The sequence below is a fragment of the Pseudoxanthomonas sp. Root630 genome (genome assembly GCF_001427585.1).
In the GTDB taxonomy this organism is placed as follows: Bacteria; Pseudomonadota; Gammaproteobacteria; order Xanthomonadales; family Xanthomonadaceae; genus Pseudoxanthomonas_A.
Genome location: NZ_LMGY01000020.1, coordinates 137,720 through 163,421, shown reverse-complemented (window position 1 = coordinate 163,421; position 25,702 = coordinate 137,720). Strand labels below are relative to the sequence as shown.

General features: G+C 69.6%; 24 protein-coding genes and 1 pseudogene. 11 read left to right on the top strand and 14 right to left on the bottom strand.

What is annotated here, in order from left to right; translation table 11 throughout:
- Positions 1 to 2 precede the first annotated feature (2 nt).
- Both ASD72_RS19375 and ASD72_RS19370 read left to right on the top strand, forming a co-directional pair.
- Entirely contained in the window at positions 3 to 2,231 is a 2,229-nt protein-coding gene (locus ASD72_RS19375; RefSeq protein WP_056881612.1) for a S9 family peptidase, read from the top strand.
- A gap of 31 nt (positions 2,232 to 2,262) precedes the next feature.
- Positions 2,263 to 2,700, top strand: a complete 438-nt coding sequence (locus tag ASD72_RS19370) for a cytochrome c oxidase assembly factor Coa1 family protein (RefSeq protein WP_056881611.1) — start codon at positions 2,263 to 2,265, stop codon at positions 2,698 to 2,700.
- Between the two features lie 49 nt (positions 2,701 to 2,749).
- Here ASD72_RS19370 and ASD72_RS21605 read toward each other — a convergent pair whose 3' ends face one another.
- The 3 genes and pseudogenes from ASD72_RS21605 to ASD72_RS19360 form a co-directional block, all read right to left on the bottom strand.
- Complete coding sequence (locus ASD72_RS21605) at positions 2,750 to 5,011, bottom strand: alpha-2-macroglobulin family protein (RefSeq protein WP_235578068.1); 2,262 nt, start codon at positions 5,009 to 5,011, stop codon at positions 2,750 to 2,752.
- Between the two features lie 150 nt (positions 5,012 to 5,161).
- Positions 5,162 to 5,275: pseudogene (locus ASD72_RS21600) on the bottom strand (energy transducer TonB); the annotation flags it as partial.
- 3,500 nt (positions 5,276 to 8,775) lie between these two features.
- Positions 8,776 to 9,240 carry a hypothetical protein gene (locus tag ASD72_RS19360; protein WP_056881609.1) on the bottom strand — a complete coding sequence of 155 codons (465 nt, stop codon included), beginning with the start codon at positions 9,238 to 9,240 and terminating at the stop codon, positions 8,776 to 8,778.
- Positions 9,241 to 9,459: 219 nt separating this feature from the next.
- On the opposite strand from ASD72_RS19360, the gene ASD72_RS19355 reads away from it, so the two are divergent.
- From ASD72_RS19355 to hemB, 3 genes are all read left to right on the top strand, one after another.
- A complete protein-coding gene (locus ASD72_RS19355; RefSeq protein ID WP_235578067.1) occupies positions 9,460 to 10,392 on the top strand; it encodes a pteridine-dependent deoxygenase in 933 nt (310 codons plus the stop codon).
- A gap of 72 nt (positions 10,393 to 10,464) precedes the next feature.
- Positions 10,465 to 10,713, top strand: a complete 249-nt coding sequence (locus ASD72_RS19350) for a hypothetical protein (protein WP_056881607.1) — start codon at positions 10,465 to 10,467, stop codon at positions 10,711 to 10,713.
- 97 nt (positions 10,714 to 10,810) lie between these two features.
- Positions 10,811 to 11,800 carry a porphobilinogen synthase gene (hemB, locus tag ASD72_RS19345; protein WP_056881606.1) on the top strand — a complete coding sequence of 330 codons (990 nt, stop codon included), beginning with the start codon at positions 10,811 to 10,813 and terminating at the stop codon, positions 11,798 to 11,800.
- Positions 11,801 to 11,857: 57 nt separating this feature from the next.
- Here the strand turns inward: hemB and ASD72_RS19340 are convergent, their stop codons facing one another.
- Positions 11,858 to 12,589 carry an outer membrane beta-barrel protein gene (locus ASD72_RS19340; protein ID WP_056881605.1) on the bottom strand — a complete coding sequence of 244 codons (732 nt, stop codon included), beginning with the start codon at positions 12,587 to 12,589 and terminating at the stop codon, positions 11,858 to 11,860.
- Between the two features lie 360 nt (positions 12,590 to 12,949).
- Between ASD72_RS19340 and aroE the strand changes: the two genes are divergently transcribed.
- The 4 genes from aroE to ASD72_RS19320 all read left to right on the top strand — a co-directional run bounded on the left by aroE (position 12,950) and on the right by ASD72_RS19320 (position 15,384).
- A complete protein-coding gene (gene aroE / locus ASD72_RS19335; protein WP_056881604.1) occupies positions 12,950 to 13,798 on the top strand; it encodes a shikimate dehydrogenase in 849 nt (282 codons plus the stop codon).
- 13 nt (positions 13,799 to 13,811) lie between these two features.
- Positions 13,812 to 14,171: a hypothetical protein gene (locus ASD72_RS19330; RefSeq protein WP_056881603.1), complete on the top strand. Its 360-nt coding sequence runs from the start codon at positions 13,812 to 13,814 to the stop codon at positions 14,169 to 14,171.
- A 3-nt stretch (positions 14,172 to 14,174) separates the two neighbouring features.
- Positions 14,175 to 14,528: a hypothetical protein gene (locus ASD72_RS19325; RefSeq protein WP_056881602.1), complete on the top strand. Its 354-nt coding sequence runs from the start codon at positions 14,175 to 14,177 to the stop codon at positions 14,526 to 14,528.
- Positions 14,529 to 14,607: 79 nt separating this feature from the next.
- Positions 14,608 to 15,384 (top strand): ThuA domain-containing protein, encoded by a 777-nt coding sequence (locus ASD72_RS19320; protein WP_056881601.1) that lies wholly within the window; start codon positions 14,608 to 14,610, stop codon positions 15,382 to 15,384.
- 4 nt (positions 15,385 to 15,388) lie between these two features.
- Here the strand turns inward: ASD72_RS19320 and ASD72_RS19315 are convergent, their stop codons facing one another.
- The 8 genes from ASD72_RS19315 to ASD72_RS19280 are packed head-to-tail and all read right to left on the bottom strand — an operon-like array spanning position 15,389 to position 23,701.
- Entirely contained in the window at positions 15,389 to 16,417 is a 1,029-nt protein-coding gene (locus ASD72_RS19315) for a DUF4380 domain-containing protein (protein WP_056881645.1), read from the bottom strand.
- Positions 16,418 to 16,425: 8 nt separating this feature from the next.
- Positions 16,426 to 17,724, bottom strand: a complete 1,299-nt coding sequence (locus ASD72_RS19310; protein ID WP_056881600.1) for a DUF58 domain-containing protein — start codon at positions 17,722 to 17,724, stop codon at positions 16,426 to 16,428.
- 52 nt (positions 17,725 to 17,776) lie between these two features.
- The gene (locus ASD72_RS19305; protein ID WP_056881599.1) at positions 17,777 to 18,778 is read right to left on the bottom strand and encodes a MoxR family ATPase; all 1,002 of its coding nucleotides are present in this window, start codon (positions 18,776 to 18,778) and stop codon (positions 17,777 to 17,779) included.
- Positions 18,775 to 19,974: a DUF4350 domain-containing protein gene (locus ASD72_RS19300; protein ID WP_056881644.1), complete on the bottom strand. Its 1,200-nt coding sequence runs from the start codon at positions 19,972 to 19,974 to the stop codon at positions 18,775 to 18,777. Before ASD72_RS19300 ends, ASD72_RS19305 begins: the two co-directional genes overlap by 4 nt.
- Positions 19,971 to 21,530, bottom strand: coding sequence for a DUF4129 domain-containing protein (locus tag ASD72_RS19295; RefSeq protein WP_056881598.1), 1,560 nt, complete (start codon positions 21,528 to 21,530; stop codon positions 19,971 to 19,973). The genes ASD72_RS19300 and ASD72_RS19295 overlap by 4 nt, the downstream gene beginning before the upstream one ends.
- Positions 21,520 to 22,518 (bottom strand): stage II sporulation protein M, encoded by a 999-nt coding sequence (locus ASD72_RS19290; protein WP_056881597.1) that lies wholly within the window; start codon positions 22,516 to 22,518, stop codon positions 21,520 to 21,522. Before ASD72_RS19290 ends, ASD72_RS19295 begins: the two co-directional genes overlap by 11 nt.
- The gene (locus ASD72_RS19285; protein WP_056881596.1) at positions 22,515 to 23,195 is read right to left on the bottom strand and encodes an RDD family protein; all 681 of its coding nucleotides are present in this window, start codon (positions 23,193 to 23,195) and stop codon (positions 22,515 to 22,517) included. Before ASD72_RS19285 ends, ASD72_RS19290 begins: the two co-directional genes overlap by 4 nt.
- Positions 23,195 to 23,701 carry an RDD family protein gene (locus ASD72_RS19280; protein WP_056881595.1) on the bottom strand — a complete coding sequence of 169 codons (507 nt, stop codon included), beginning with the start codon at positions 23,699 to 23,701 and terminating at the stop codon, positions 23,195 to 23,197. The genes ASD72_RS19285 and ASD72_RS19280 overlap by 1 nt, the downstream gene beginning before the upstream one ends.
- A 72-nt stretch (positions 23,702 to 23,773) precedes the next feature.
- Here ASD72_RS19280 and ASD72_RS19275 point away from each other — a divergent pair, with 72 nt between their 5' ends.
- Together ASD72_RS19275 and ASD72_RS19270 are read left to right on the top strand one after the other, a co-directional pair.
- Positions 23,774 to 24,091 (top strand): YkgJ family cysteine cluster protein, encoded by a 318-nt coding sequence (locus tag ASD72_RS19275; protein WP_081420475.1) that lies wholly within the window; start codon positions 23,774 to 23,776, stop codon positions 24,089 to 24,091.
- On the top strand, positions 24,070 to 24,708 hold the full coding sequence (locus ASD72_RS19270; RefSeq protein ID WP_056881593.1) for a Pr6Pr family membrane protein: 639 nt from the start codon (positions 24,070 to 24,072) through the stop codon (positions 24,706 to 24,708). The genes ASD72_RS19275 and ASD72_RS19270 overlap by 22 nt, the downstream gene beginning before the upstream one ends.
- 10 nt (positions 24,709 to 24,718) lie before the next feature.
- On the opposite strand, the gene ASD72_RS19265 is transcribed toward ASD72_RS19270, so the two are convergent.
- Positions 24,719 to 25,096 (bottom strand): VOC family protein, encoded by a 378-nt coding sequence (locus tag ASD72_RS19265; protein WP_056881592.1) that lies wholly within the window; start codon positions 25,094 to 25,096, stop codon positions 24,719 to 24,721.
- A gap of 37 nt (positions 25,097 to 25,133) precedes the next feature.
- Positions 25,134 to 25,682: a gamma carbonic anhydrase family protein gene (locus tag ASD72_RS19260; protein ID WP_056881643.1), complete on the bottom strand. Its 549-nt coding sequence runs from the start codon at positions 25,680 to 25,682 to the stop codon at positions 25,134 to 25,136.
- Positions 25,683 to 25,702 lie beyond the last annotated feature (20 nt).

The following is a 25,702-nucleotide window of genomic DNA, read 5'->3' as shown; positions in this document are numbered from 1 at the left end:
CCATGCGCCTTGCCCTGTTCGCCCTGATGACCGTCGCCACCGCCCTGCCCGCCCACGCCGAGAAACTCACCCTGGAAGCCATCACCGGCAGCGCGCCGCTGTCGGGCCCCACGCTGACCAAGCCGCAGGTCGCGCCGGATGGCGCGCGGGTGACCTTCCTGCGCGGCAAGGACCGCGACCGCAACCGGCTGGATCTGTGGGAATACGACGTCGCCAGCGGGCAGACGCGCCTGCTGGTGGATTCGTCGGTAGTGCTGCCGGGTGAGGAAGTGCTGAGCGACGAAGAGAAGGCGCGCCGCGAGCGCCAGCGCATCGCGGCGTTGTCCGGCATCGTCGATTACCAATGGTCGCCCGACGGCAAGGCGCTGCTGTTCCCGCTGGGTGGCGAGCTGTACCTCTACGACCTGTCGAAGACCGGCAAGGCCGCGGTACGCAAGCTCACGAACGGCGGCGGCTTCGCCACCGATCCGAAGATCTCGCCGAAAGGCGGCTTCGTCAGCTTCATCCGCGACCGCAACCTGTGGGTCATCGCCCTGGCCGACGGCAAGGAAGTGCAGCTCACCCGCGACGGCAGCGACACGATCGGCAACGGCGTAGCCGAATTCGTCGCCGACGAGGAAATGGACCGCCACACCGGCTACTGGTGGGCGCCGGACGATTCGGCCATCGCCTTCGCCCGCATCGACGAAACCCCGGTGCCGGTGCAGAAGCGCTACGAGGTCTATCCCGATCGCACCGACGTGGTCGAGCAGCGCTACCCGGCCGCCGGCGACCACAACGTGCTGGTGCAGCTGGGCGTGATCGCGCCGAAGACCGGCGCGACGCCGCGCTGGATCGATCTGGGCAAGAATCCGGACATCTATCTGGCCCGCGTGGACTGGCGCGATCCGCAGCGACTGACGTTCCAGCGCCAGTCGCGCGACCAGAAGAAGCTCGACCTGATCGAAACCACTGTGGCGACCGGCACGCAGCGCACGTTGGTGACCGAGACGTCCAAGACCTGGGTCCCGCTGCACAGCGACCTGCGTTTCCTGAAGGACGGGCGCTTCCTGTGGTCGTCGGAGCGCAGCGGGTTCGAACACCTGTACGTCGCGTCGGAAGACGGCGCGACGCTGACGGCGCTGACGCAGGGGGCGTGGGTTGTCGATGGTGTGCTCGCCCTGGATGAAGGCGCGGGCCTGGCCTACGTGGGCGGCACCCGCGACGGCGTCACCGAAACGCATGTCTACGCCGTGCCGCTGGCCGGTGGCGAACCGCGTCGGCTGACGCAGGCGCCCGGCGTGCACGCGGCTGCGTTCGCACGCAACGCCAGCGTCTTCGTCGACAGCTGGTCCAGCGACACCGTGCTGCCGCAGATCGAACTCTTCAAGGCCGACGGCACCAAGCTGGCGACCCTGCTCGCCAACGACGTGGCCGATGCTGCGCATCCTTACGCGAAGTACCGCGCGGCGCACCAGCCGACCACCTACGGCACGCTGACGGCGGCGGATGGCACCACGCCACTGCACTACAGCCTGATCAAGCCGGCCGGCTTCGATGCGAAGAAGCAGTACCCCGTCGTGGTCTTCGTCTACGGCGGCCCCGCCGCGCAGACCGTCACCCGCGCCTGGCCCGGCCGCAGCGATGCCTTCTTCAACCAGTACCTGGCCCAACAGGGTTACGTGGTGTTCTCGCTGGACAACCGCGGCACGCCGCGTCGTGGTGCGGCCTTCGGCGGCGCGCTGTACGGCAAGCAGGGCACGGTGGAAGTGGACGACCAGCTGCGCGGCGTCGAGTGGCTGAAGTCGCAATCCTTCGTCGATCCCGCGCGCATCGGCGTATACGGCTGGTCCAACGGCGGCTACATGACGCTGATGCTGCTGGCCAAGCAGGACGAGGCCTACGCCTGCGGCGTGGCGGGCGCGCCGGTCACCGACTGGGCGCTGTACGACACCCACTACACCGAACGCTACATGGACCTGCCGAAGGCGAACGAAGCCGGCTATCGCGAAGCCAGCGTGTTCACCCATGTGGACGGCATCGGCGCCGGCAAGCTGCTGCTGGTCCACGGCATGGCCGACGACAACGTGCTGTTCACCAACTCCACCAAGCTGATGAGCGAGTTGCAGAAGCGCGGTACGCCGTTCGAACTGATGACGTACCCCGGCGCCAAGCACGGCCTGCGCGGCACCGACCTGCTGCACCGTTACCGGCTGACCGAGGATTTCCTTGGCCGCTGCCTGAAGCCGTAAGCGTTCAACGGGGAACGACCGGAGCTCGCGCATGCACACGACGACCCCGCCCTCCACCTCCTGGTGGAGCCGCAACTGGAAGTGGTGCGTGCCGGTGATCGCGGCGCTGCTGTTCGCACTGTTCGCCGCCTTCATCTTCGGCATCCTGGCGCTGGTCTTCGGCGCGATGAAGTCCTCGGGCCCGTACCAGCACGCGATGGCACGGGCGGAAGCCGATCCCGCCGTGACGGCCGCGCTCGGCACGCCGATCCAGGCCGGCTGGCTGGTGCAGGGAAACTTCAGCAGCAACGGCCCCGACGGCGAAGCCAACCTGGCGATCCCGCTGGACGGCCCGAAAGCCGATGGCACGCTGTTCGTCGTCGCGAAGAAGCAGGCCGGCGAATGGCGCTACGAAACACTGGCCGTCAACGTGGACGGCGGCGAGCGGATCGTGCTGGTGGACACGGCGGCGTCCGCGGAAGCGCACTGACGACCCCGGGCGATCAGGACGACGGCCCGAAGGCCGTCGCGTATCCGATTCACGGCGAATGCGACGGCACGATGTGCAGGTGATCCGCCGCCGTGCGTGCATGGCTGGTGTTGCCGTACATCAACTCTGCCGTGGCAGGCGCTGCAAGGTAGTCGCCCGCGTTCGCCACGCGCGCGAAGTAGTGCACCTCGTGGCGACCCGCCGGCAGGTATTCCGCGTAGAACTTCGGCGACCGCGGATCGAGCCTGCGCGTACGGAACATGAGGCTGCCCGTCGATGACACCTGCTGGAGGTCAAGGCCGGCCACGGCCGAGAGTGCAAGATCGGTGGGGCGCAGCCCGCCGGGCACATCATCCGTCAGGGCCACGAAGTGTCGCGGCGATGCCGTCTGCATCGCCAGCGTCACGCGAATCCAGTCGCCCTCCTTCACGGGTTGCTTGCCCGGCGCCTGCCATCGTCCCGCGCGCAGGACCTCGTAGCGACGCGACAACGACATGCCGACGGCGGATTCGCGCGCCCTGGAAGCGTCTTCCTGGTAGCCGATCTCGGCCACGTAACCCAGCCATGCGTGCTGGTCCGGCGCCTGGGAAAGCGTCAGCGTAGCCCCTGCGGTCGGTGCCTGCGGCACGGACCACCGCGCGCGCGGCTGGGTGACGGCCAGGGAAAGCGTGGCCTGCTGCGTGCCTATCGCCGCCTGCACGGTCGCCGGTTGCACCGGGCCGGATGCAGCCACGCCATGCATCGCCATCAGGCAATACGCGCCGGTCTGGGTGTCGACACTCGGCGCACCGCCCGCGTACAGATCGACCAGACCCCTGAGCAGCGCATCGCGCACCTGCCTCCCGGCCAGTTCGGGATGCTCGTCGAGCACCCCGATCAAGGCGCATTGCTCGCGCATCCGCGAGCCCATCCAGCGGGTCCAGTCTTCGTCGCCATCGATCCGGCGGGCCAGGCCGCGCACCGGGAAGCGTGTCAGCACGGACGCCAGCGCATCGGGTGCCGCCGGATGCCGTGCACCCGCCAATGCACGCAGTCCGTTGATGCGCACCGGCAATGCAAGTCCTTCCCACACACGCCAGAGGCTATCGAGACTGGCCTTGTCTGTTTGGACGGCGGCGACCGCAATCGCAGCATCGTCGTGACCGTCGGGCGCATCACCCTGCGATCGCGAGGCAGCCGCCTCACCGGCTGCCGCTGCGGCATCTGCTGCTGCCACTGCTGCATCTGCTGCCGCCGCAGCGGCTTCAGCGGCTTCGAATGCGGCCCGCGTCGCAGCGTCCACGCCCGCAGGCGGTTCGCGCTTGCGGCGCGGCTCCACCGCCTCCGAGGGAAGACGCCGGGCAGCGAGGAAGTCGCGCGCATCGCGCTCGACCTGCACGGGCACCGCATGACCCCACGCCCGCAGCCACGCAAAGGCCTGCAGCGTGTAAGCCGTCAACGCGACCTCGTCGCGTGCGCCGAACCCGAGGTCATCCAGGTCTTCTTCAGCCGCGAAGTAACGCATGCCGCCCTCCTCGCCCTGGAAGACCGCCGCATTGTCGAGCGCCTCCTTGACCGTCGCGGCCGCGTCCGGCCAGGCATCGCCATCGCCGCGTTCGATGGTCAGCGCTGCGCCGACCGCTCGGCTGAGGATCTGCTCCCAGCACCGGTGCGGGTAAGCGTGCAGGTCGCGCGTCCAGCGCTCGATCAGTCCCGCACCGCCACGACTGACTTCAATCGCCAGACGCGCATCCCGTGCGTCGGCAGGCAGTCCCGGCACCTGCAGCGCGACATTCGCCTGGTCCAGCCAGCCAGCCTGGACGCGGCGTGCGGAGACGAGCGGCGACGCGATCTGGATGGGGGCGGCGACGGCATCCCGAGCCGCCTGCCCGTCCACCGACGCCACCGCCTGCACCGAACCCACCATGGTCGGCTGGAAGATCCTGGCGATGCTGGCCTGGCCGCGTGGCACCAGCGTCAGGGAATGACCAGCTTCGTCTCCCTGCGCCATGCCGTCGCCCTGGAGGTCGATCCGCGCCTGCACCGGCATGGCGGTGTCGCCGGCCTGTCGCACATGCGCGGCCAGCCTGGCCTTGTCGCCCGGATAGAGTCGCACGGGTGTCTGCAGGCGCGCTTCCACCGGAAGCCCGACTTCCAGCGCGGCATCCGTCTGCTCGAAGCCATCGTCCGCGTCGGCACTCCACGCCACGGCACGCCAGCGGGTCAGGTTGTCCGGCAGCACCACGTCGAAGCTGCGCGATTCGCCTGGCGCCAGCACGATCCCGCCCTGCCAGAACGCCGTGTCGGCGAAACGCGTGCGCACCCGTGCCATCGGGGACTGCGCCATCCCCGGCTCCCGGGGCCGCAGATCCGTCGAGGGTTGCGCGCCCGCATGGAACACCTCGGCGAGATCGATGCGCGAGCCGGTGACCTGGATCCTGTCGAGTGTCGAGCCCCCGGTCTCGCCAAAGGAACCGAAGCCGTCGGAAGGCGCCTGGGCCGGGGGTGCGGCAGGCGATGGCGGGGACACAATGTCGCTAGGACGCGCTTCGGCGAGACTCATCAGCGGCGCCCCGGGCGGAGGAGGCAGCGGCGAATTCCACTGGGCTGACTTCGACTTCACCGATTGGGAGCGTTCGGTTTGCTCTCCCGATGACGACGGCCAGGGCAGCGACCAGGTCCACCGGTGATTGAGCCATTGATGGAAGCCGGTCGACCACCCGTACTCGTATCCGGGTTCGCGACCCAGCCAGTGAGGCCCCCACGGGTCGGCATAAGCAAGCCACTCGCCCGCCATCGCGCGCAACGCGTCGTCGGTGACGGCCACGGCCACCTGTCGCGGCCGGTCGCCGGCATTGGTCAGCACCAGGCGTGCAGGCTGTCCGGGGCGCGCGTCCTCCGCGTGCAGAGACACCTTCAGCGTCCGCGCACCGTCGGGCCGGGCCAGCGTGACGTCGATGCCGGCACTGCGCATCGGGATCGGCGTCCGGTAACCAGGCGCCGCCGCAGTGACGTCGTGGCGATCGCGGATATGCACGCCGACGTGGATCGCGCCCTGGGTGCCAGGCGGCAGGTGCAGCACGACCTCCTGGGTTCCCGCGCGGACATCGGCGACCTGATGACCGATCAGCGCGCCATGCTGGCGGAACACGAACAGCGCGGTGGCCTCCGGCTGCGGCTGGGTCAATTCGACGGTAAGAGGCTCGCCTGCCACCCGTTCGCCACGCGCTTGCGCCAACCTGATCTCGCGCGACGCAATCGAACCCGCGCCCCCTACCCACACATACTGGGTCATCGTCGCAGGCGCGGCATCGCCGCTGCGCGCAACCAGGCGGTATCGGCCGCTCTGCTTGCGCGGCACCTCGCACGCGGAGGGCTGGCCTGCGACCAGCACGCAGCTCGCCACGCGCTGGCCGGCCTTGTCCTCCCGCTCCGTCCAGCCCTCGCCGAGATAGTCGACCTGCACCTCGACGGATGCCGCATCGACGGCATCGCCCTGCGCGTCGATCACGACGGCCTGCAACTGCAGCGGTGTCGCGCCATCCCACCAGCGTGGCTCGCTGCGCAGACCCACGTATCGCGCGTGTCGGGCATAGCGGACTTTCGCGGCGTTGCTCACGGTGCTTTCCCGCTCGCTCGGCTTCACCTCCACCACGGCCTGCAGCGTGCCGAAAGCGGGCGGCTCGAGATCGGCGTCGTTCCGTGCCGGAAACGCGATCGGTAACGCGATGCGCGCCTTGCCGTCTGCATCCGTCCGGAACCGGGTCGCCGTCGGCGCCAGCGCCACGCCGCCACGACCCAGGCCGGACCAGACATCGATGAAGGCATAGTCCGCATACCGGGGATAGGCTTCGTTCAGTGGCAGTCCGGTCAGCATCGTACTGATCCGTTCGAGCGGCATGGCGGCGGCGGGCCCGCCGGAGTAGTAGCCGGCCTCGACGTCGAACACGAACGTCTCGCCCTCTCCGAGCACATGCGCCTCCGTTTCGGCACGCACCCACAGGTCTTGCGCGCGGTAAGTCCCCACGAAGAAGCAGGCGCCGCTTTCTTCATCGGCATCCGCCATGCCGATGCAATAGGTGCCATCGGTCAGGTGCACTGGCAACGCCAATGCCCCATGGATGACGCCGTCCGCATCGGGCGTCGCTTGCCATTGCAGAAGGGTTTTCTCTTCCTCGACGGATAGCAGCGCCAGCGCCAGTGGGGCCGGCTGCACGATGTGCTGCAGACGCCCCCCCACGCGCGCGCGTTGCCACAGTTGGTATTGCACCGTACTACCGGCGATATACAGCGGGCGATCACTGACGCCCCACAGGTAGCGACGTGGCGCCGAACCTAGCGTCAGGCCATAGCCCCCGCTCAACGGCAACACTGCGCGCTCAGCCTTGCCGCCCCGGCCGTGCGTGGCCCGCACCCACCAACGGGGATACGCGCCATCGGTCGTTTCCGGAAGCACGTAGCCCTCCGGCAGCGACAGCCGTGCGACGCCATCTCCATCGGTTTGTGCCTCGACCGTCGTCTGCGGCAGCGCTTGGGGTGATGCCTGGGTCACGAGCTCCACACGTGCGCCGACGATCGCTCCCTGCTCCGACCATGGCTGCGCCCAGGCGATCACTTCGCGCCGGCCCGCCCACACGGCGAGGTCGAAGTCGGGCGCGGCGAACTCCACGCCACTTCGATGGCGTGCATACGACGCTTGCCGCGCATCCGCAATCTGGACGGCCCATCGCGTCCATCCTCCCTCGCGGAGGACGCGATCATCCGCCTCCGACGGTACCGTCACCTTCGTGTTGGGTTCTGCTGCCGGCACCCTGACGTCGTCCGTGAGCAGATCGCGGCCCAGGGCGGTGACGCGCAGGCGTGTCCCGGTGGCATTGACGCCCTGCAAACGGCCCGCAGGGAGCGCGTCGCCATCCAGCAGGACACGTTCGCCGCGCGCCTCCAGCATGGGTCTTGCATCGGTGGTGCGCACATCGAGCGTCAGCGGCAACAGCGTCTGGCCCGCCGCCGTGGCCAGGCCGTCCAGCGCCAGTGCGACGCGCGTGTTGGCCTTCGCGACGGTCAGCCGGAGCATGGCGCCCGATGCGAGCAGGTCCCGCTTCTCCCCGCCACGCCGGTAGTCGGGGCTGCCTTCGCGCCATTCGCCCAGCGCGATGCCTGCAGGCAGGCGCTGCGCAAAGTGCGCACGCGATGCGTCGTCGGGCATCTGCGAGAACGTCAGGACGATCGGCTCGCCCGGCAGGCAGTCGAGTGACGCGCGCGCGCCCTCTACGGTCCAGGCGTGGACATCGTCGCGCTGCTGGCATGCCACACTGCGCACGCGGAATGTTTCGTTGACGTGCACGCCGAGCAGCGATTCGTCCTGTTCTCCGCGCAACGCACCGTCCGGACTTCGCAGACCCGGCGCGACACGGAGGTCGAGCCGGGCGTCGGGCCCGACATCGCCCGACAGGCGCAACAGGAAGCGGCGCTCGTCATCTTCGTGGGCGTATCGCGGAAGGGGTTCGAGTGTGTAAGGCACCGCCCGCTCGCCATCGCGGACATGCAGTACCGCACGCACCTCCTCCACTGCCATCGCCATGTTGCCGATGATGTTGAAGTGGGGCATGCCCTCTTCCCACCGGTCCACATAGGCATGCAAGGACGGGCGCTCGGTTTCGGCGTGCAGCACCTGCCTACCCAACAGCCTGCCCTCCTGGGTGAGCAGGCCAGGGCCGAGTTCGATGCGATAACGGGTGGCGGGCTTCGCCTTCGCCGGCGGCTCGATCGCGCACTCGAGGAGGACGTCGCCGCTCCAGTGGCAAGTCAGCGGCAGATGGGGGGTCGTGCGCACCAGATCCCGGTGTATCTGGTTGTCCCAGATCTGCATCGGCTCGGCGAACTCCAGCTCGATCGCCGCGTACGAAAAGTCGGCTTCAACCGGCGGTTCCACCGCCTGCACGGCAAAGGACCAGCTCGCCATACCCAACAGCCAACCGCACGCCACGACGCGCCGACTCCCCATGCCGCACCCCATCGGTATCCGTCCCGGGCCGATGCTGCCTGCTATCGCGCACGAACGCCACCCGGCCCGCGAGGCCAGGGTGGAAGACCGACTTACTTCGCCTTCGGCGGCGTTGCCGGCACCACGATGGACGGATCCACCGGCGTGCCCGGCGGCACGTAGATCGCCACGCCCGCGGCCTGTTTCTGGGTGGTCGGGATGCCCATGCTCAAGCCGCCGCCCGAGTGGCGGCCGTAGCTGCCTGCGCCTACCGACATGCCCACCGGCGAGCCGCTGGAACCCACGCCCAGCAGCACGACGCCGTTGGCTCCGAGGGCGGCGGCTTCGCGCTTCAGGCGCGCGACGGCGGCGTCGGTCTGGCCCTGCGTGCCGAAGCCGACGGCGCTCTTGGATTCGAGTTGTGCGATTTCCAGCGCACCGACGGGTGGCGTGCGGTAGATCTGCACCTGGGCGGGGTCGATGGGCGCGCGCGCCTGGCCCAGCATGACCTTGGAACTGCCGGCGCACCCGGCGACGAGCAGGACGGCAAACGCGATGGCGGCGGTACGGAACGACATGGCGGCTTCTCCCGGTGGCCTTGCGGCGATCTTCCGCCGCACCGGCTGAATACTGGCATATCCCGCCGCCGGGCGGCGTCGCGGGACGGCGGGTTATCATTTCGCCCTGACCATGCGCCTGTTTCCCGCACGATGAGCTCCGCTCCCGACCTCCCGCCCGCGCCGCAGCGGCTGGCTGTCGACTACATCCACGCCCCCACGCCGCAGGCGCTGCTCGGCATGCCCGAGACGCTGGCCGTGTTCGGCTTCGGCACGCTCGCCCCGTCGTCGGCCGCCATCGACGACGCTCGCTACCTGCACGTGCCGTTGTCGCCCCTGCGCGAAGCCGCGGCCCCCTACGAAGTGTGGCGCTCGGCGGGCCCGGTGGCGACCGGACGCGAAGGCGCGATCCGCTACAGCCACGATGGCGCGCTGATGTTCGGCGTCATGGAGTGGGAAGAGCCCGAAGGCGGCATCCTGCATGCCAGCGCCCATGCCTATGCGGCCATGGTGGCGTTCTGGCGCGACAGCGGCTACCCGCACCTGCTGCGCATCTGGAACTACTTCGATGCGATCACCCTGGGCGAAGGCGACACCGAGCGCTACCGGCAGTTCTGCGTGGGGCGCGTGCAGGGCCTGGGCGACGTGGACACGCGCACGCTGCCCGCGGCCACCGCGATAGGCAGTCGCGACGGTCGTCGCGTGCTGCAGGTGTACTGGCTGGCCGCGCGCGAACCCGGCCTGCCGCTGGAGAATCCGCGCCAGGTCAGCGCCTACCGGTATCCGCGCGAGTACGGCCCGCAGTCGCCGAGCTTCGCACGCGCCCTGCTGCCCCCCTCGCCGCAGGTGCCGCTGCTGCTGTCCGGCACGGCGAGCATCGTCGGGCATGCGTCGCAGCACGCCGACTCGCTGCGCGCTCAGCTGGATGAAACGCTGACCAATCTCGACAGCCTGCTGGGCGCCGCGCGCGAGCGGATGCCGGCACTGTCGCCGCACCTCGACGGCACCTCGCGGCTCAAGGTGTACGTGCGCGATGAGGCGGATGCCGATGCCGTCGCCGCACAACTGGAGGCCCGGCTGGGCACGCGCGTGCCATGGCTGATGCTGCATGCGGACGTCTGCCGCCGCGAACTGCTGGTCGAGATCGAAGGCATGCACGGCGTCGGTGCTTGAAGCGCCGCGGCGGCGTCCGCATAGTGCAGGCATGAGGCGCCGCGTCGCGGGCCGAGCCGGAAGGACGCATCGATGGGATTGATCAGCCTGCTGTGGGGCATCGTGGCGATGGTGCTCATGATCCTCGCCCTCATCCCCTTGCTCGGGGCCGCGAACTGGCTGGTGATTCCCTTCGCTGCCGTCGGCGCGATCATCGCGGCGGTCGGCATCCTGTTCACCCGTGCCGAGAACCGTGGCCGCGCCAAGGCCGGGCTGGTGCTCAACGGGATCGTCATCATCGTGGGCATCGTCCGCCTGTCGCTGGGCGGCGGCGTCTTCTGACGCCCCGCCAGACACCGCGTTCCGCGCTGCGACCGCCGGTCGCAGGTCGCGCCAGGCCTTGCGGGCGTATCATGCGGCGCTCTGCCAGGAGCCCGTGATGGCCTACCCCTACACCCGCCCGCGCCGCATGCGCCGCGACGAGTTCTCCCGCCGCCTGATGCGCGAGAACGTGCTGACCACCAACGACCTGATCTATCCCGTGTTCGTGCACGAGGAGAAAGGTCGGGTGCCGGTGGCGTCGATGCCGGGCGTCGAGCGGCTCTCCATCGATGAACTGCTGCGCGTGGGCGAAGAAGCGCTGGAACTCGGGGTGCCCGTGCTGGATCTGTTCGGCGTGCCGGACCCGGCGGCCAAGACCGCCGATGGCCGCATCGCCTGGGACGAAGACGGCATCATCCCGCGCGCGATCCGCGCGCTGAAGACGCGCTTCCCCGAACTCGGCGTGATGACCGACCAGGCACTGGACCCGTACACCACGCACGGCCAGGACGGACTGATCGACGACGCCGGCTACATCCTCAACGACGAGACGATCGAAGCACTGGTCAAGCAGTCGCTCGCCCACGCCGCCGCGGGCGTGGACATCCTCTCGCCCAGCGACATGATGGACGGCCGCATCGGCGCGATCCGCGAGGCGCTGGAGAAGGCGGGCTACATCAACACGCGCATCATGTCGTACGCCGCCAAGTACGCGAGCGCGTTCTACGGCCCGTTCCGCAGCGCGGTGGGCAGCGCCGGCAACCTGGGCAAGGGCAACAAGTTCACCTACCAGATGGACCCGGCCAACTCGAACGAAGCGCTGCACGAGATCGCGCTGGACCTGGATGAAGGCGCCGACATGGTGATGGTCAAGCCGGGCCTGCCGTACCTGGACGTGATCCGCCGGGTGAAGGACGAGTTCGGCGTGCCGACGTTCGCGTACCAGGTCAGCGGCGAGTACGCGATGATCAAGGCCGCCGCCGCGAACGGCTGGCTGGACGAAAAGGCCTGCGCGCTGGAAGCCCTGACCGCGTTCAAGCGCGCGGGCGCCGATGGCGTGCTGACCTACTTCGCGCTGGATGCGGCGCGCTGGCTGCGCGACGCCTGACACGCGCCGGCTGCATGGAGAAACGGGAGCCTTTCGGCTCCCGTTTCCGTTACAGCATCAGAAGCGCGCTTCGAGGCCGAGCATCACCGTGTCGGCACGATTGAACTCGCAATCGCTGTAGTCGTCGCAGTCGTCGTAGTAGTACTCGTCGGCGTAGATGAAGGCCGTGTAGCCCAGGCTGACGTTCAGATGGCGATTGATGTCCACACCGATCGCGAAGCCCGCATAGCCGCCGTCGGTGGAGAAGTCGCCACCGCCCGGGAAGTCCTGCTCCGCATCGAAGTAGCCGCCGCGGACGACCGCGAACCACGGGCTCTCGCCGAAGTTCATGCGGGCATTCGCGCCCACGGCCTTGTAGGTCGCCTTCGGGAAGCGGAAGCCGCCATCGGTGGTTTCGTCCAGTCGGCCACCCGACAGTTCCACGCCCACCTGGGTCCAGGGACCGGCCTGCCAGCGGTAGCCTGCGCTCACGGCGACGGCGTCCTGTTCCACGTCGTCATAGATCCAGCCCTGGCCGACCTGCGCGCCGACGAAGAAGCCGCCGTTGTCCTGCTCACGCGCGGGCGGAGCGGCCGGTGCCACGTAAGGCGCGGGGGCCGGCGTTGCGACCGGAGCGGGGGCCGGCGGCGCGGCAACGGTCTGCGCCGACGACGGCGCAGGCTGGGCAGGCGCCGGGGCCGGCGTTTCCTTCTTGCGGAAGGCGTCGTAGGCAGGCGAGACGGACTGGGCCTGGGCGTGGAGGGTGAAGGCGACCAACGCGAACGGCAGGCAACGGAACAGCGGCTTCATCGGATTTCCCCTTTCGGTCATGGTGATGTCCCCGCGTCCTTGCGGTACCGGCGGGGTGGATGGTGTGTTGCGGATACGACCGGAGGGCACGCGTGCGTGGGCATCCTGTCCGACCGCTGTGGTCGGCGAGCGTCCTCGCAGCTGCAGAGTTCGATGGATGGCGGCCGGGCTCCCCAGCCCCGCCTGCCTGTCGCCTTGATCCCTGGCGCCCCCTTCGGCGGCGGCACAGTGCGGCCCGATACGGCCGCCTGTCAAGCCGGCGGCCGTGCGCGGTAGACTCGGATCGAAGCGGCAGCGGCCCTCCAGGTTCCCGGCGCGCCCCTGCGGCAACCCATTCTTTTTCCGACGGGGTCCAATGCCATGTCCAGCCATCGCTACGCCGTCTTCGGCCATCCCGTCGCCCATTCGTTATCGCCCCGCATCCACGCGGCCTTCGCGCGGCAGGTCGGCATTGCGCTGGAATACACGGCGATCGACACCGCACCGCACGACTTCGTCGCCACGCTGGACCGGTTCGCCGGTGACGGCGGTGCGGGCGCCAACGTCACGCTTCCATTGAAGGAAGCCGCATTCGCGATCTGCGCACAGGCCACCGACCGCGCGCGGCGCGCAGGCGCGGTCAACACGCTCACGCGCAACGATGGCCAGTGGCATGGCGACAACACCGATGGCGCGGGCCTGGTGCGCGACCTGACCGGCCGCCATGGCCTGGACCTGCGGGCGCGGCGCGCGGTGATGATCGGCGCCGGCGGCGCGGCGCGCGGCGTCGCCCCGGCCCTGCTGGATGCCGGCGTCAGCGAACTCATCATCGTCAACCGCACGCCGGAGCGCGCCGATGCGCTCGCCGATGCGCTGGGCGAACCGGATCGCGCGCATTCGCGCTACTGGGACGACCTGCGCAACCTCGGCGACTTCTCGCTGATCATCAATGCGACCTCGGCCGCACGCCAAGACCAGGGCGAATTCACCCTGCCCTTCGGCCTGGCCACACCACGCACGCTGGCGGTGGACCTCAACTACGGCGAAGCGGCCATCCCCTTCCTCGCCTGGGCGCGCGCGGCCGGCTGCCACGACGCCGTTGACGGTCTGGGCATGCTGGTCGAACAGGCCGCCGAAGCGTTCGAGCACTGGCACGGCGTCCGCCCGGAAACCGATGCGGTCTATGCCGCGCTGCGCGACAGGGACAAGGTGCTGGTGACGGCGGATTGAGGGGACACCGGCTATGGATCTTTGGATCCAGGTCCTTTATGCCATCGCCCTGCTGACGTTTCCCGCAGCCTGCCTGCTACTCCACCTAAGGCTGCGAAACCGCGCCAGCGCCTTGCTGTTGTTCGCACTCGGGGCCAATGCGCTTTGGATCGGGTGGGGGCAATCCGCACTGACCCTTCACTTGCTGCAACCTGCGTCGGCCGCCGAGCACGGCGCCGGCATCAACGCGGCGGTCGCCCTCGACCGTCTCGATGAATTCGACCACGCTCAACAAACTTTGGCCGCCTGCGACGCGGCGCTCCTGTTACTGCTCGGGGCAAGCCCGTTGTTGACGGTCAGTTCGCTCAAATTCCCACTCCACACGAAGGAATGATGCATGGACGGCTTCCTCACCCAACTGCTGACGATGCTGGGCTACCAGCTTCCCGAACTGCTGGCCTGCGTGGCCGGCGTCGCGATGCTGCTGATGTGGGCACCCGCCGCGCCGGGCCGCACGCTCGCGTTGGCGGGCACGGGACTGATGCTGGCGGCGACCGTCCTGCGCGGCCTGATGAGCGTCTGGCAGGCCTGGCTGATCCACAGCGCCGCCGATGGCTACAGCTCGATCAGCGGGATGGTGTCGCTGTTCGGCGCGGTCGGCATGCTGCTCGGCGTAGTGTCCGCGGCGGGCCTGGTGATGCTGGCCTGGGGCGCCAGCAAGGCGATGCAGGCGGCCCGCGCACCCGCCTAGGCGATAACCGCATACCCGCGGCGCGAATCGGAATAGCTGCACGCGTGCCGTGTGCGGCACCGACCGTTAGCATCACGGCATGACCCGACGCCTGCTGATCCTCCTCGCTTGCCTGGCGGCCCTGCTGCCGGGCATCGCTCTCGCCCAGGGCCAGTTCAAGGTGCTGGTGGTGGCCATCCCCAACCGCTACCACCACGATTACGCCGTGGTCGCCAAACCGCAGTTCGAGCGCATGGCGCAGCGGCATGGCTTCGACCTGACCTGGTCCTGGAACAGCGCGCCCTTCGATGGCGATCTGTCGCCGTACGCCGCGATCGTGCTGCTCAACACGCCGGGCGATGAACTGAAGGGCGCGCAGCGCACGAACTTCGAAACGTACCTGCGCAAGGGCGGCGGCGTGGTCGCGGTGCATCGCGCCCTGATCTTCAACCCGCCGGGCGAGTGGCCGTGGTTCGAACGCCTGATCGGCCGCACGTTCCGCATCCATCCGATGGTGCAGACGGCGACCGTGCGCGTGGAGGATGCCGCGTTCCCCGCGGCCTTCGGCCTGCCCGCGCGCTGGGTGTGGACGGACGAGTGGTACGAGTTCAACGCGCCGGTCACGCGCGGCCTGCGCACGGTGCTGAGCGTGGACGAAGCGACGTACGACCCCTCCCGCATCTGGCCCGGGCAGACCGCCAAGGGCATGGGCGAGCACCATCCCGTGGCGTGGTACCACCGCTATGACGGCGGGCGCGTGTTCGTGACGGCACTGGGCCACACACCGGCGCTGTACGACGATCCGCTGTACCTGGAACACCTGTACGGCGGCCTCTGGTGGGCCGCGACCGGCAAGGGCATCGACGCAGCGCGCTGAGGCTTCAGTCCGCCGCGGGTGCCGCGCACACCTGCATGCGGCCGCACAGGAAAGCGAGGTGCGCCTGCGGCGTATCCGCGCCGTCATACGGCAGCACGGTCCAGCGCTCGCGCGCCTGCATGGCCTCGCCCGGCGCCAGCGTGCGGTATGGCGCATGCACTTCCATCTCCAGCAGGCCGGCGGCGATGTCCGCGCCGTGGTCGAGGTAGAGCTCCACCTGCCCCTGCTGCGGATGGATGTCGCGGCGCGGCCGATGATCGAACCGGATGACGAACGCCTGGCCATGGGCGAACCCGGCCATCCATCCCGCCGAGGGCTGCAACAGCACCTTGCCGCGCCGCGCGGTGCTCGCCGTCGATGGCGGCAGGAAGGAGAACACCCCCGCGTCGATGCGCCACGCGGGCGCCATCGCTTTCACGGCTTCGACGCGGACGTCGGCGACATCGGCGACCGGCACGTAGACGCGCGTGGCGGCCGAGGTGCGGGTGTTGAACCAGAGGTCGCGTGCAATGGAGCGGTCGCGGATGTTGCGCGCGAGCGCGGTGACTTCGAGGGTGGCCGGATCGGCGGGATCGAAGGCGAACGACTTCAGCAGCCGCACGCCGGTGACCGGGCTGTCGACGCCTTCCAGCACCAGCCGCTCCGGCGACTGCGCCACCACCCGGGTCTGTGCGAACGCCAGGTAGGGGTCCGGCGGCCATACGGCGCGCGCGGCGCGGCGCGCAGGATTCACGTGTTGATCGGACCACCAGCCGCTCTGCGGGCCCAGCCAGACATCGTGGCCGAGGTAGCCGATATCGTCCGCGGTCGCCGACACCTCGGGCGTCGGCTGCGACACGACGGGATCGCCGACCTTGATCAGGTTCGGACGCCCGGCCAGGCCGAAGGCGAGCACGCGTCCACCCAGCGCCGGCGTGACTTCGAGCACCGCATCACGGGACTGCAGGCGGATGCGTTCGACATCCGCGGCATCGGCCGCGAAGACCGGCGCGCAGACCGCCATCACGAGCAGGGGAATCGCCTTCGTACGCATGCGTGCCACTACAGCACGCCGTCCCGCTTCACCGCCAGGTAGCGTTCCACCAGGGCGGCGGGCAGCTCGTCGCTGGTCACATCCAGCACCATCACCCGATGGCTGCGCAGCGCTTCGTGCGCGGCCTTGCGCTGTTCCAGGTAGCGCGCGACGGCACCGGCATGGATCGCGCCCTGCAGGTCGCGCACCTCGTCGCCGAGGGCGTCGTCCAGCGAGGTCTCGCGCAGGCTCGCCACGCAGACCAGGTGGCGGCGCTGGAGCAGGCGCACGGCCGCCAGCAGGTCTTCGATGTCCTCGTCGCGCACGTTGGTGACCAGCATGACCAAGGAGCGACGACGCTGGCGCAGGCTCAATTCGGTCGCCGCGGCCAGGTAATCGGTGGCGACGGCGCGCGGCTGCAGGTCGTAGCTCGCGCGCAGCAACGTGTCGATGGCGCCCATGCCCCGCTGCGGCGCCACCCAGCGGCGATCCCCGCCCGCCGCAAGCAGGCCCACGCCATCGCCCTGCCGCAGCGCCAGGTAGGACACCACCAGCGACGCGTTGAGCACGTGGTCGAAATGGCCCAGCGCGTCCTCGCGCGCCATCATGCGGCGGCCGGTGTCGATCAGCATCACCAGCTGCTGGTTCTTCTCGTCCTGGTATTCGCGCGAGATCAACTTGCGCGAGCGCGCGGTCGCCTTCCAGTCGATCTGGCGCAGGCTGTCGCCGACGCGGTACTCGCGCATCTGGTGGAAGTCGGTGCCTTCGCCGCGCCGACGCTTGAGGTGCGCACCCACCAGGCGCGACGCCTGTTCGGCACTGAACAGCGCGAAGCGCGTCAGCGGGGCGAAGTTCGGATACACCCGCACGCGCTGCGGCGCGCCGGCCACGCGTACGTGCCGCCACAGCCACAGCAGGGACCGCAGGCGCAGCATCACGCCATCGAAGGTGGCATCGCCGCGCGCATTCGGTTGCAGGCGGTAGGTGATGCGCGTGGCCGACAGCGGCGCCAACTGCAGGCGGTGCGGCAGCCCGGACGCCACCCAGCCGCCGGGATGCAGGTCGAACACCTCCACCCGCTGCCGCACGTGGGATTCCAGCTGCAACCCGACCTCGCGCTCGATCCCCAGCGGCAGCGCCTCGGGGACTTCACGCACCACCTCGGGCGTGGGCCGTCCGCGCAACCACCAGGCATCGAACGCGGCCACCACGGCGAGGACGGCGCCGGCCACCTGCCATTGCCACAACGGCCAGCCGAGGAACGGCACGGCGAGTCCGGCCAAGCCCCAGCCGGCCAGCAGCAGGATCAGGAGCGGCGCAGGCCTCACGCGCGCGATCCGCCCGCTGCGCGCGCCATGGCGTCACGGATGCGGCACAGGCTCATTTCCGCGGCGCATCCACTTTGGCGAGCAGCGCGCGCAGGGCGTCGTCGGGCGACTGGCCCTCGATCTGCAGTTCCGGGGCCAGGGTGATGCGGTGGCGCAACGCCGGCCGCGCGATGTCGCGGATGTCGTCGGGCGTGACGAAGTCGCGCCCCTGCAGCACGGCCTGCGCGCGCGCCGCGCGCACCAGCGCCAGGCTGCCGCGCGGACCCGCACCCAGTGCGATGCCCGGCCACTTGCGCGTCGCGGCGACGATGCGCACGGCGTAGTCGATCACCTGTTCGTCCACCTGCACGGCGGCGGTGTCGCGCTGCATCGCGATGATGTCGTCCGGCCCCAGCACGCGCTTGACCTTCGACAGGTCGAAGTCGGCGGCGGTGCGGCCGGTGGTGATCGCATCGACCATGCGCTTCTCGTCCTCCAGCGCGGGGTAGTCGATCAGCACCTTCAGCAGGAAGCGGTCCAGCTGCGCTTCCGGCAGCGGATAGGTGCCTTCCTGCTCCACCGGGTTCTGCGTGGCCAGGGTGATGAAGGGCGGCGAGAGTTCGAAGGACTTGCCCTCGATGGTCACCTGGCCTTCCTGCATCACTTCGAGCAACGCGGCCTGGGTCTTGGCCGGCGCGCGGTTGATCTCGTCGGCGAGCAGGATGTTGGTGAACACCGGGCCACGACGGATCTTGAAGCTCTCGGTCTTCGGGTCGTACACCGCATGCCCGCTGACGTCGCTCGGCATCAGGTCGGGGGTGAACTGGACGCGCGCGTAGGTCAGTTCCAGCGCCTGCGCCAGCGCGCGTACCAGCAGCGTCTTGCCGAGGCCGGGCACGCCCTCGATCAGCACGTGGCCGCCGGCGAGCAGGGCGATCAGGATCTGGTCCAGCACGTCGGCCTGGCCGATGAAGGCCTTGGCCACTTCGTCGCGCACGGCGTCGGCGCGGGCCGACAACGCGTTGCCGGGCGTCGGCGGGAGCGCGGGAGGCGCAGCGGCGGTCTCGTCGTTCATAGGCGGTTTCTCAGTTGGATCAGCAGGGAAATACGGTCGCGGAACGCCTTCCGGTCGTGCGAGGCGGGCGCGTTGAGGGCCGTGCGGATGCGCTCGGCGGGAAGGCCGGTGCGTGCAGCGACGGCCTCGATCTGGGGGTCGCCGCTGAGTGCGGCAGCGACGGGATCGCGCCGGCGCAGCTGCGCGAGGAACGCCTGGCGCACCGCGCTGTACAGCATCACGCCCCGGCCATAGCGGTAGAGGTGTTCGCCGCTGGCGCGCACGTGCTCCAGCAGCGACCGACGCTCGCCGGCCGGCGACGGCACGGGCGGACCGAAGCGCTGCATGCGCATCCACAGCCAGGCGGCCAGCGCGAGCATCAGCGGAATCCACACCATCCAGCCGCGCAGCAGCAGCGTGCGCCATAGCGTGGGCATCTCCGCCGCATAGACCAGGTGCATGGTGCCCCGGCCGTAGTTGGGGGCCAGCACCTGTCGCGCCAACGCGCGATGGGGGCCGTCGCGCAGCCCGCCCTCGGGGGCGGCTTCGACCGATCCGTCCATGCCCCCGCGTTCGCCCGTGTTCACCAGGAAATCCAGGTCGGCCAGGACATCGACCTTGCCACGTCCATGCGCCACGCGCGCGTAGACGTAGCCCGCCTGCAGATTGCCCCACGAGAGCTCGGGCACCACGCCGTCGAACGCGAAGCGGCGGCCCCGGCAGAACTCGACGTGATGGCCTTCGCCTTCCACCTGGAAGGCCTCGCAATCGGGATCTTCCTCGACCAGCCATACGGAGAGCTGGTCCAGCAGTTCCGTGTGCGGGACGTCGCCGTCGGCCAGGCCGTCCTCGAAACTGCGCATCGGCGTGCGCACGATCAGGTGTCCGCCCTGCTCCACCCATGCGAGCAACCGCTCGGTTTCGGTCGGCGACAGCGCACGCGGATCGTTGAACAGCAGCAGCGTGTCGCGCGCGCCGAGCGCGTTGTCGTCCAGCATCAGGCGTTGGCGCGCGTTGACCTCGACCCCATCGGCCTCGAGCGTGCGGGCCAGCGCGTAGAGCGGGTTGTACGCCGCTTCGCCACTGGGCGGCAGGTACAGCGTCTTCTCCACGCGGACGTACGTGTGGCGGAACCAGATCACCACCAGCGCCAGCAGCACGAACGACACGACCAGGCCGCCACCGACGATGCGGCCATTGCGACGCGCGGCGGTCATGACGCCCACCCGTAGCGCAGCTGCAGTTCGCCCACCAGCGCATCGAATTCGTTGTCGGCCGGCAGACGCTGGCCGTACGCCGCGTACTGCCACACGCGGACCATGAGCGCGAACGCCTGGCGGTCCTCGGCCCGCGGCATGCGCCGCGAGGCGCGCAGGCATTCGGATTCCGTCGCGCCCGGCGGCAACGCGATCTCCGCGCGGGCGCTCATGCTCTCCACGCTCGCGCGGTAGAGCAGCGCCAGCGCATGCCGCGGACGCCCTTCGCGCCACAGCGCGCGCGCGGCGGTGGCGATGTCATCGGGCAACGCCTCCGGCAGCACCAGCGCCTCGACCTGCGGGCTCTCGCGGTACGGCGCCGGCGCGCGGCCCATGCCGCGCATCCACGGCCACCAGTAACGCGCGGTGGCCAGCAGCACGAGGACCAGCACGCCAACCACCAGCCACAGCCCCCACTCGCCGATGAAGGCGAGCACGTTGCCCAGGCCCGCCAGGAGGGCGTTGTCGCGCAGGCCGTCGTCTTTCTTCTTTTCGGCTTTCTTCCGCGGCTCCCAGCTTCCCTGGATGTGCTTGCGTTCCAGCAGCGGGTCGCGGTACGCGCGGTCGGCCGCCTCGCGGAAGGCCCGCTCGTCGACGCGCTGGTCGGCGAACACGATCGGCAATGTGGGGGGCGTCGGCTTGTCGGGCGTTGCTTCCGTGGCCGGCACCGTCGGCCGCGGTGCGCCATGGCGTTCCTGCGCACCGGCATGGCCGGGCAGGCCCGCCAGCAGCACGGCGGCAAGCAGCACCGGCGCCGCCGCCGCGAGCCGCGCGCGCAGCTTGCGGAACACGATTTCCACGTCCCAGGCTTCGATCTCGGTGCGGCGATTGAGGTACAGCCCGAAACCCGCGCCGATGAAGAACGGCTCGGTCACGCTGATCGCCGCCCACAACAACGCATTCCACGCCAGGTGCAGCCACACCGGCCATTCGATCGCCATGATCCGGAAGGCCGCCTGCATGCTGTCGGGCAGCAGGTCCCGCGGCAGGTAGACCAGCACGGCGACCACGCCGCCCAGCACGAGCACCAGGGTGAACATCTGGCAGGCCAGCGTCAGCAGGAAGGCGGTGCCGTAGGCCTGGCCGCCCAGCACGCGACGGCGCTGCCCGAGGCGTTCGCCCTGCACGCCTTCCAGCAGGTCGATCGGCAGGTAGAGGGAACGCACCGGGCTGAGGCGGCGCCATGTGAGCAGGTGCAACATCGTCCGCAGGCCCCACTGGCGTTGCGCGCGCAACGTATCGCGGGTATCCGGCACGCTGCCGAACACGGCGCGCGAGATGACGTAGAGCGGCACGCGGTCGAACGCGGGCTTCAGCCACCACATCAGCAGCGCGGCCAGCCAGAACATGTCCAGCCACCACGCGCCCAGGTTGAGCGCGATGAACACCGGCAGCGTCAGCCACAACCAGGGCTTCCAGATCGCCGCGGCATGCCGGCGCACCAGCGCCATGCCCAGCTCGATGGCTTCCCAGCCCGAACGCGCGCGCAGGCGGACGGTGAGTTCTTCAATCCTCATCGGCCACTCCGCGTCCGCCCAGGCCCAGCCACAGCGCCACCAGCGTCCACAGCACGCCGGACACGCTGTACTTGACCACCGCAGGGATGGATTGCGTCGAAGACCAGAATGCCTCGATGAACGCCGCCACCAGCAGCATGAAGGCCACGCCGAGGCAGAGCCGTGCGCCCTTCCTGCCGGCGATGGCGAGCGCATCGATGCGCCGGTGTCGGCCCGGTGCGATCAGCGCCAGTCCCAGCCGAAGGCCGGCACCGCCGGCCAGCACCAGTGCGGTGAGTTCGAACGGCGCATGCCCGCAGACGAAACGCCACAGCGGATCGCCGGAACCGATCTGGTGCAGGTGCCCGAACACCGTGCCGATGCCGATGCCGTTGGCGATCAGCACGAACAACGCACCCACCCCGGCCACCAGGCCGCCGGCGAAGGTCTTCAGGCCGATGCTGATGTTGTTCCAGATATAGACGCCGAACATCTGCCAGTCGGTGCCGCTTTCGCGGCCCAGCGCATGTCGCGGATCGCCGGGGTCGTACATGCGCTCCCATCCCTGCACGTCCGCGGGCGAGGCGATGCTGTACACCAGTTCGGGGCGCACCTGCAGCAGCACGAACATCAGCACCAGCGGGAACACGAACGCCACCGCGGCCACGGCCATGCAGCCCGCCTCGCTGCGGACCAGCTTCGGGAAATCCGCCAGCAGGAAACGCATCGCACGCTGCCAGCGCGGCGCGGGCGTGCGGTAGAGCACGCCATGGCCTTGCTGCATGAGCGCCTGCAGCCGGTCCACGACCACCGGGCTGTAGCCGCGCGCGCGCGCGAGCGCCAGTTGCTGGCAGATACGCCGGTAGCGCGCGGGGACGTCTTCATCGGTCAGTACGCCGGCGTTCCGCTCCTTGCGCGCGCGCCGCGCACTCTCGCCGCGCGCCTGCAACCAGGATTCGAAGGCCAGCCATTCCGCCTGGTGGCGGGCGACGAACTGCTCCTGCCTCATCGCCGCCCCAGTAGCCAGTTGGCCATGCCGTACAGGCGCTGCACGCCGACCTGGCCGCGCGCACCGGTGACCGGCGCCACGAGGTTGGCGAGTTCCTCCTGTCGCGAGGGCGTCAGCTGTGGCGCGCGCTCGCCGAAGGCCACCACCGCGCCCTGCTCCTCGGGCAACAGGCCCGCAGGCAGCGCGAAGATCTCGTTCGCCGGTGCCGGCACATGCTCGCGTTCGCCCACGGTGTGCACCACCAGTGTCCCGGCGACCATGTCGCCCAGGCGGCGCGCATGCGTGTCGGTCAGGCATGCCACCAGTCCCGCGGCGTAGCCGAACGGCAGCATGTCCACGGTACGCAGCAGGTTGCGGGTGATGGCCGCCAACCAGCCCACCGGTGCGCCATCGGCCGACACCACGCGCAGGCCCAGCGCCTTCTTGCCCAGCGTCTGCCCGTTCCACACCGCTTCGAACACGATGGGATAGGCCCAGAAAATGAGGAACAGGCCAATCAGATACAACCCCACGCCCGCCTGGCCCAGCAACGCCAGGACGGTGCCCAGGATGCTCAGCACGCCGAGGCGGATGGCGAAGTCGATGCTCCACGCCAGCGCGCGCGGCACCGGACCGGCGGCAGGCAGATGAAGGGGAACGCCTTCGGGCGTGACGACTTCGCGGTAGGTATCCAGCATCAGGCGCGCACCACGATCGTGTCGGCCATGTCGTCGTGCAGGCACCGGCGCTGCTCGCGGAAGATCGTCAGCGCATCCACCAGCGAGAACAGCGGGCCGATGCAGGGCAGTACCGCGATCAGGGTCGGCACGACGTAGCGCAGCCCCAGCAGCCGGGCGGCGGCGCAACGCGTGCCATCCGCGCGCACGATGCGGAGACCCAACCATCGCTTGGCCACGGTCTGTCCATCGCGGACCAGCAGGAAGACGTTGATGCCGACCAGCACCAGGGCCAGCGGCGTCGCCACCCAGGCGGCGGGCACCAGCACGTGCGTCCACTCGGGCGCGGCTTCCAGCAGCAGCATGTAGCCGGGAAACAGGAGGGCACTGGCCATGAGGTTGTCCACGATGACGGCTCCCAGGCGTTCCGCACGGCCCGCCAACACGCGCGGCACATCCTCCGCGACCGTGGCGATGACGGTCGCTGGCGCGGCATACGGATTGCCTTGCTCGTCGGCGCTTTCCATGCGGGATCCCCTGTACCCGCCGACTTTAGCCGGACGCGCCACGCTTGCCCAGCCGCACTACACTCCGCCCCCGTGGACACGGTCTTCTCCTGCCGATCGGGCTGCGCGGCCTGTTGCACCGCGCCGTCGATCACCTCGCCGATCCCCGGCATGCCGCATGGCAAGCCGGCAGGCATCCCGTGCGTGCAACTGGACGACGCACTGCGCTGCCGGCTGTTCGGGCGACCGGAACGGCCGGCGTTCTGCGGCACGCTGAAGCCCGGCCCGGACATGTGCGGCCATAGCCGACAGGAAGCGATGGCGTTGCTGGCCGCACTCGAACAGGCGACCGCACCCTTCCAGCGCCCGCTCCACGGTGGAGACCCCGCATGCAGCGCACCTGGAACCTGATCCTGGCCCTGGTCGTCGGCGCGACGATCGTCGCGCAGCTTGTATTGCTGGTCTCCGGCGGGCAGGACGTGAACACCACGACCGCCGCGGTCCCGGTGGCGCTGCCGACCCGGCTGCTCCGCTTCTTCAGCTACTTCACGGTGCAGAGCAATCTGCTGGTGCTGGCCGCCGCGGTCAGCCTGGCCGTCGATCCGCAGCGGGACGGCGCCCTGTGGCGGGTACTGCGGCTGGATGCGTTGCTCGGCATCGCCGTGACCGGCGTGGTGGCCGCCACCCTGTTGGCCGGACTCGTGCAGCACACCGGCATCGGGCTCTGGATCAATGCCGGCTTCCACCAGTTTTCGCCGGTGTGGACACTCGCGGGCTGGCTGCTGCTGGGCCCGCGCCCGCGCATCGACCTGCGTACCGTCGGCTGGGCCTTCGCGTGGCCGGTGGCGTGGCTCGCCTACACGATGGCGCATGGCGCGCTGACCGGCTGGTATCCGTATCCGTTCCTCAACGCGGACACACTGGGCTATGGCCGGGTAGGCATCACCCTGCTCGTGATCCTGGCCGCGGCGCTGGCCACCGCGTTGCTGTTGCGGGCCGTCGAACGCGGGCTGCCGCCGACGCGCTGACCGCTGCCGCTCACGCCACCTGCGTCGAGATCCACCACGTGGTGCCGCCGGCATCGCGGAAACCGCCACGCCTGTCGCCGTCGCCTTTCTCTTCCGGCGGCTGCACCGGTTCGGCGCCGGCGGCCAGCGCGCGCGCCCAGGTGGCATCGACGTCCGGCACGTAGACATGCACATGGCTGGCGATGGCCGGCCAGCCTTCCATGCCGTCGGCCAGCATCAGCACGGTGTCGTCGATGCGGACTTCCGCATGTCCGAGGCGATCACCCATCGGATGCAGGCGCAGCGGCTTTGCATCGAACACCGCAGCGAGGAAATCCAGCGTGCGCTGCGCGCCGTCGACGACCAGATACGGGGCGGCGGAGGTGTAACCGTGCGGTTTCCAGGCCATGCGGATCTCCCAGGCGGCGCGGGATGCGCCGCGACCATCATGCCGTTGGCGGTGTTGGCTGCAGGTAATGATCCTTCAACCGCACGTAATGCCCGGCCGAGTAATGCAGGCTCTCGATTTCCTTCTCGGTCAGCATGCGGGCGAAGCGGGCCGGATTGCCCAGCCACAGTTCGGCTTCGCCCACCACCTTGCCGGGGCCGAGCACCGCACCCGCACCGAGGAAGCCGTACTTCTTCACCGTGGCGCCGTCGAGGATGCAGGCGCCCATGCCGATCAGGCACAGGTCCTCGATCGTGCAGGCATGGATGATGGTGCCGTGGCCGATGGTGACGTCGGCACCGATCAGCGTGGGATAGCCGGCCTTGTTGTACGGGCTGTGGTGGCTGACGTGGACGATGGTGCCGTCCTGCACGTTGGTGCGTGCGCCGACGCGGATGAAGTTGACGTCGCCGCGCAGGATGGTGCCCGGCCAGACTGAAGCGTCTTCGGCCAGTTCCACATCGCCGATCACGGTGGCGGCCGGATCGACGTAGACCCGCGGGCCCAGGACGGGAAAGCGGCCAAGATAGGGGCGCAGGGCGGTCAGAGTGTCGGTCATGCCGGGAT

What these genes read in the sequence shown, in the direction of transcription:
- ASD72_RS19375 (WP_056881612.1), top strand. Translation starts at nt 3, where the DNA reads ATGCGCCTTGCCCTGTTCGCCCTGATGACCGTCGCCACCGCCCTGCCC.
- ASD72_RS19370 (WP_056881611.1), top strand. Translation starts at nt 2,263, where the DNA reads ATGCACACGACGACCCCGCCCTCCACCTCCTGGTGGAGCCGCAACTGG.
- ASD72_RS21605 (WP_235578068.1), bottom strand. Translation starts at nt 5,011, where the DNA reads ATGGCACGGGTGCGCACGCGTTTCGCCGACACGGCGTTCTGGCAGGGC.
- ASD72_RS19360 (WP_056881609.1), bottom strand. Translation starts at nt 9,240, where the DNA reads ATGTCGTTCCGTACCGCCGCCATCGCGTTTGCCGTCCTGCTCGTCGCC.
- ASD72_RS19355 (WP_235578067.1), top strand. Translation starts at nt 9,460, where the DNA reads ATGCCCGAGACGCTGGCCGTGTTCGGCTTCGGCACGCTCGCCCCGTCG.
- ASD72_RS19350 (WP_056881607.1), top strand. Translation starts at nt 10,465, where the DNA reads ATGGGATTGATCAGCCTGCTGTGGGGCATCGTGGCGATGGTGCTCATG.
- hemB (WP_056881606.1), top strand. Translation starts at nt 10,811, where the DNA reads ATGGCCTACCCCTACACCCGCCCGCGCCGCATGCGCCGCGACGAGTTC.
- ASD72_RS19340 (WP_056881605.1), bottom strand. Translation starts at nt 12,589, where the DNA reads ATGAAGCCGCTGTTCCGTTGCCTGCCGTTCGCGTTGGTCGCCTTCACC.
- aroE (WP_056881604.1), top strand. Translation starts at nt 12,950, where the DNA reads ATGTCCAGCCATCGCTACGCCGTCTTCGGCCATCCCGTCGCCCATTCG.
- ASD72_RS19330 (WP_056881603.1), top strand. Translation starts at nt 13,812, where the DNA reads ATGGATCTTTGGATCCAGGTCCTTTATGCCATCGCCCTGCTGACGTTT.
- ASD72_RS19325 (WP_056881602.1), top strand. Translation starts at nt 14,175, where the DNA reads ATGGACGGCTTCCTCACCCAACTGCTGACGATGCTGGGCTACCAGCTT.
- ASD72_RS19320 (WP_056881601.1), top strand. Translation starts at nt 14,608, where the DNA reads ATGACCCGACGCCTGCTGATCCTCCTCGCTTGCCTGGCGGCCCTGCTG.
- ASD72_RS19315 (WP_056881645.1), bottom strand. Translation starts at nt 16,417, where the DNA reads ATGCGTACGAAGGCGATTCCCCTGCTCGTGATGGCGGTCTGCGCGCCG.
- ASD72_RS19305 (WP_056881599.1), bottom strand. Translation starts at nt 18,778, where the DNA reads ATGAACGACGAGACCGCCGCTGCGCCTCCCGCGCTCCCGCCGACGCCC.
- ASD72_RS19300 (WP_056881644.1), bottom strand. Translation starts at nt 19,974, where the DNA reads ATGACCGCCGCGCGTCGCAATGGCCGCATCGTCGGTGGCGGCCTGGTC.
- ASD72_RS19295 (WP_056881598.1), bottom strand. Translation starts at nt 21,530, where the DNA reads ATGAGGATTGAAGAACTCACCGTCCGCCTGCGCGCGCGTTCGGGCTGG.
- ASD72_RS19290 (WP_056881597.1), bottom strand. Translation starts at nt 22,518, where the DNA reads ATGAGGCAGGAGCAGTTCGTCGCCCGCCACCAGGCGGAATGGCTGGCC.
- ASD72_RS19285 (WP_056881596.1), bottom strand. Translation starts at nt 23,195, where the DNA reads ATGCTGGATACCTACCGCGAAGTCGTCACGCCCGAAGGCGTTCCCCTT.
- ASD72_RS19280 (WP_056881595.1), bottom strand. Translation starts at nt 23,701, where the DNA reads ATGGAAAGCGCCGACGAGCAAGGCAATCCGTATGCCGCGCCAGCGACC.
- ASD72_RS19270 (WP_056881593.1), top strand. Translation starts at nt 24,070, where the DNA reads ATGCAGCGCACCTGGAACCTGATCCTGGCCCTGGTCGTCGGCGCGACG.
- ASD72_RS19265 (WP_056881592.1), bottom strand. Translation starts at nt 25,096, where the DNA reads ATGGCCTGGAAACCGCACGGTTACACCTCCGCCGCCCCGTATCTGGTC.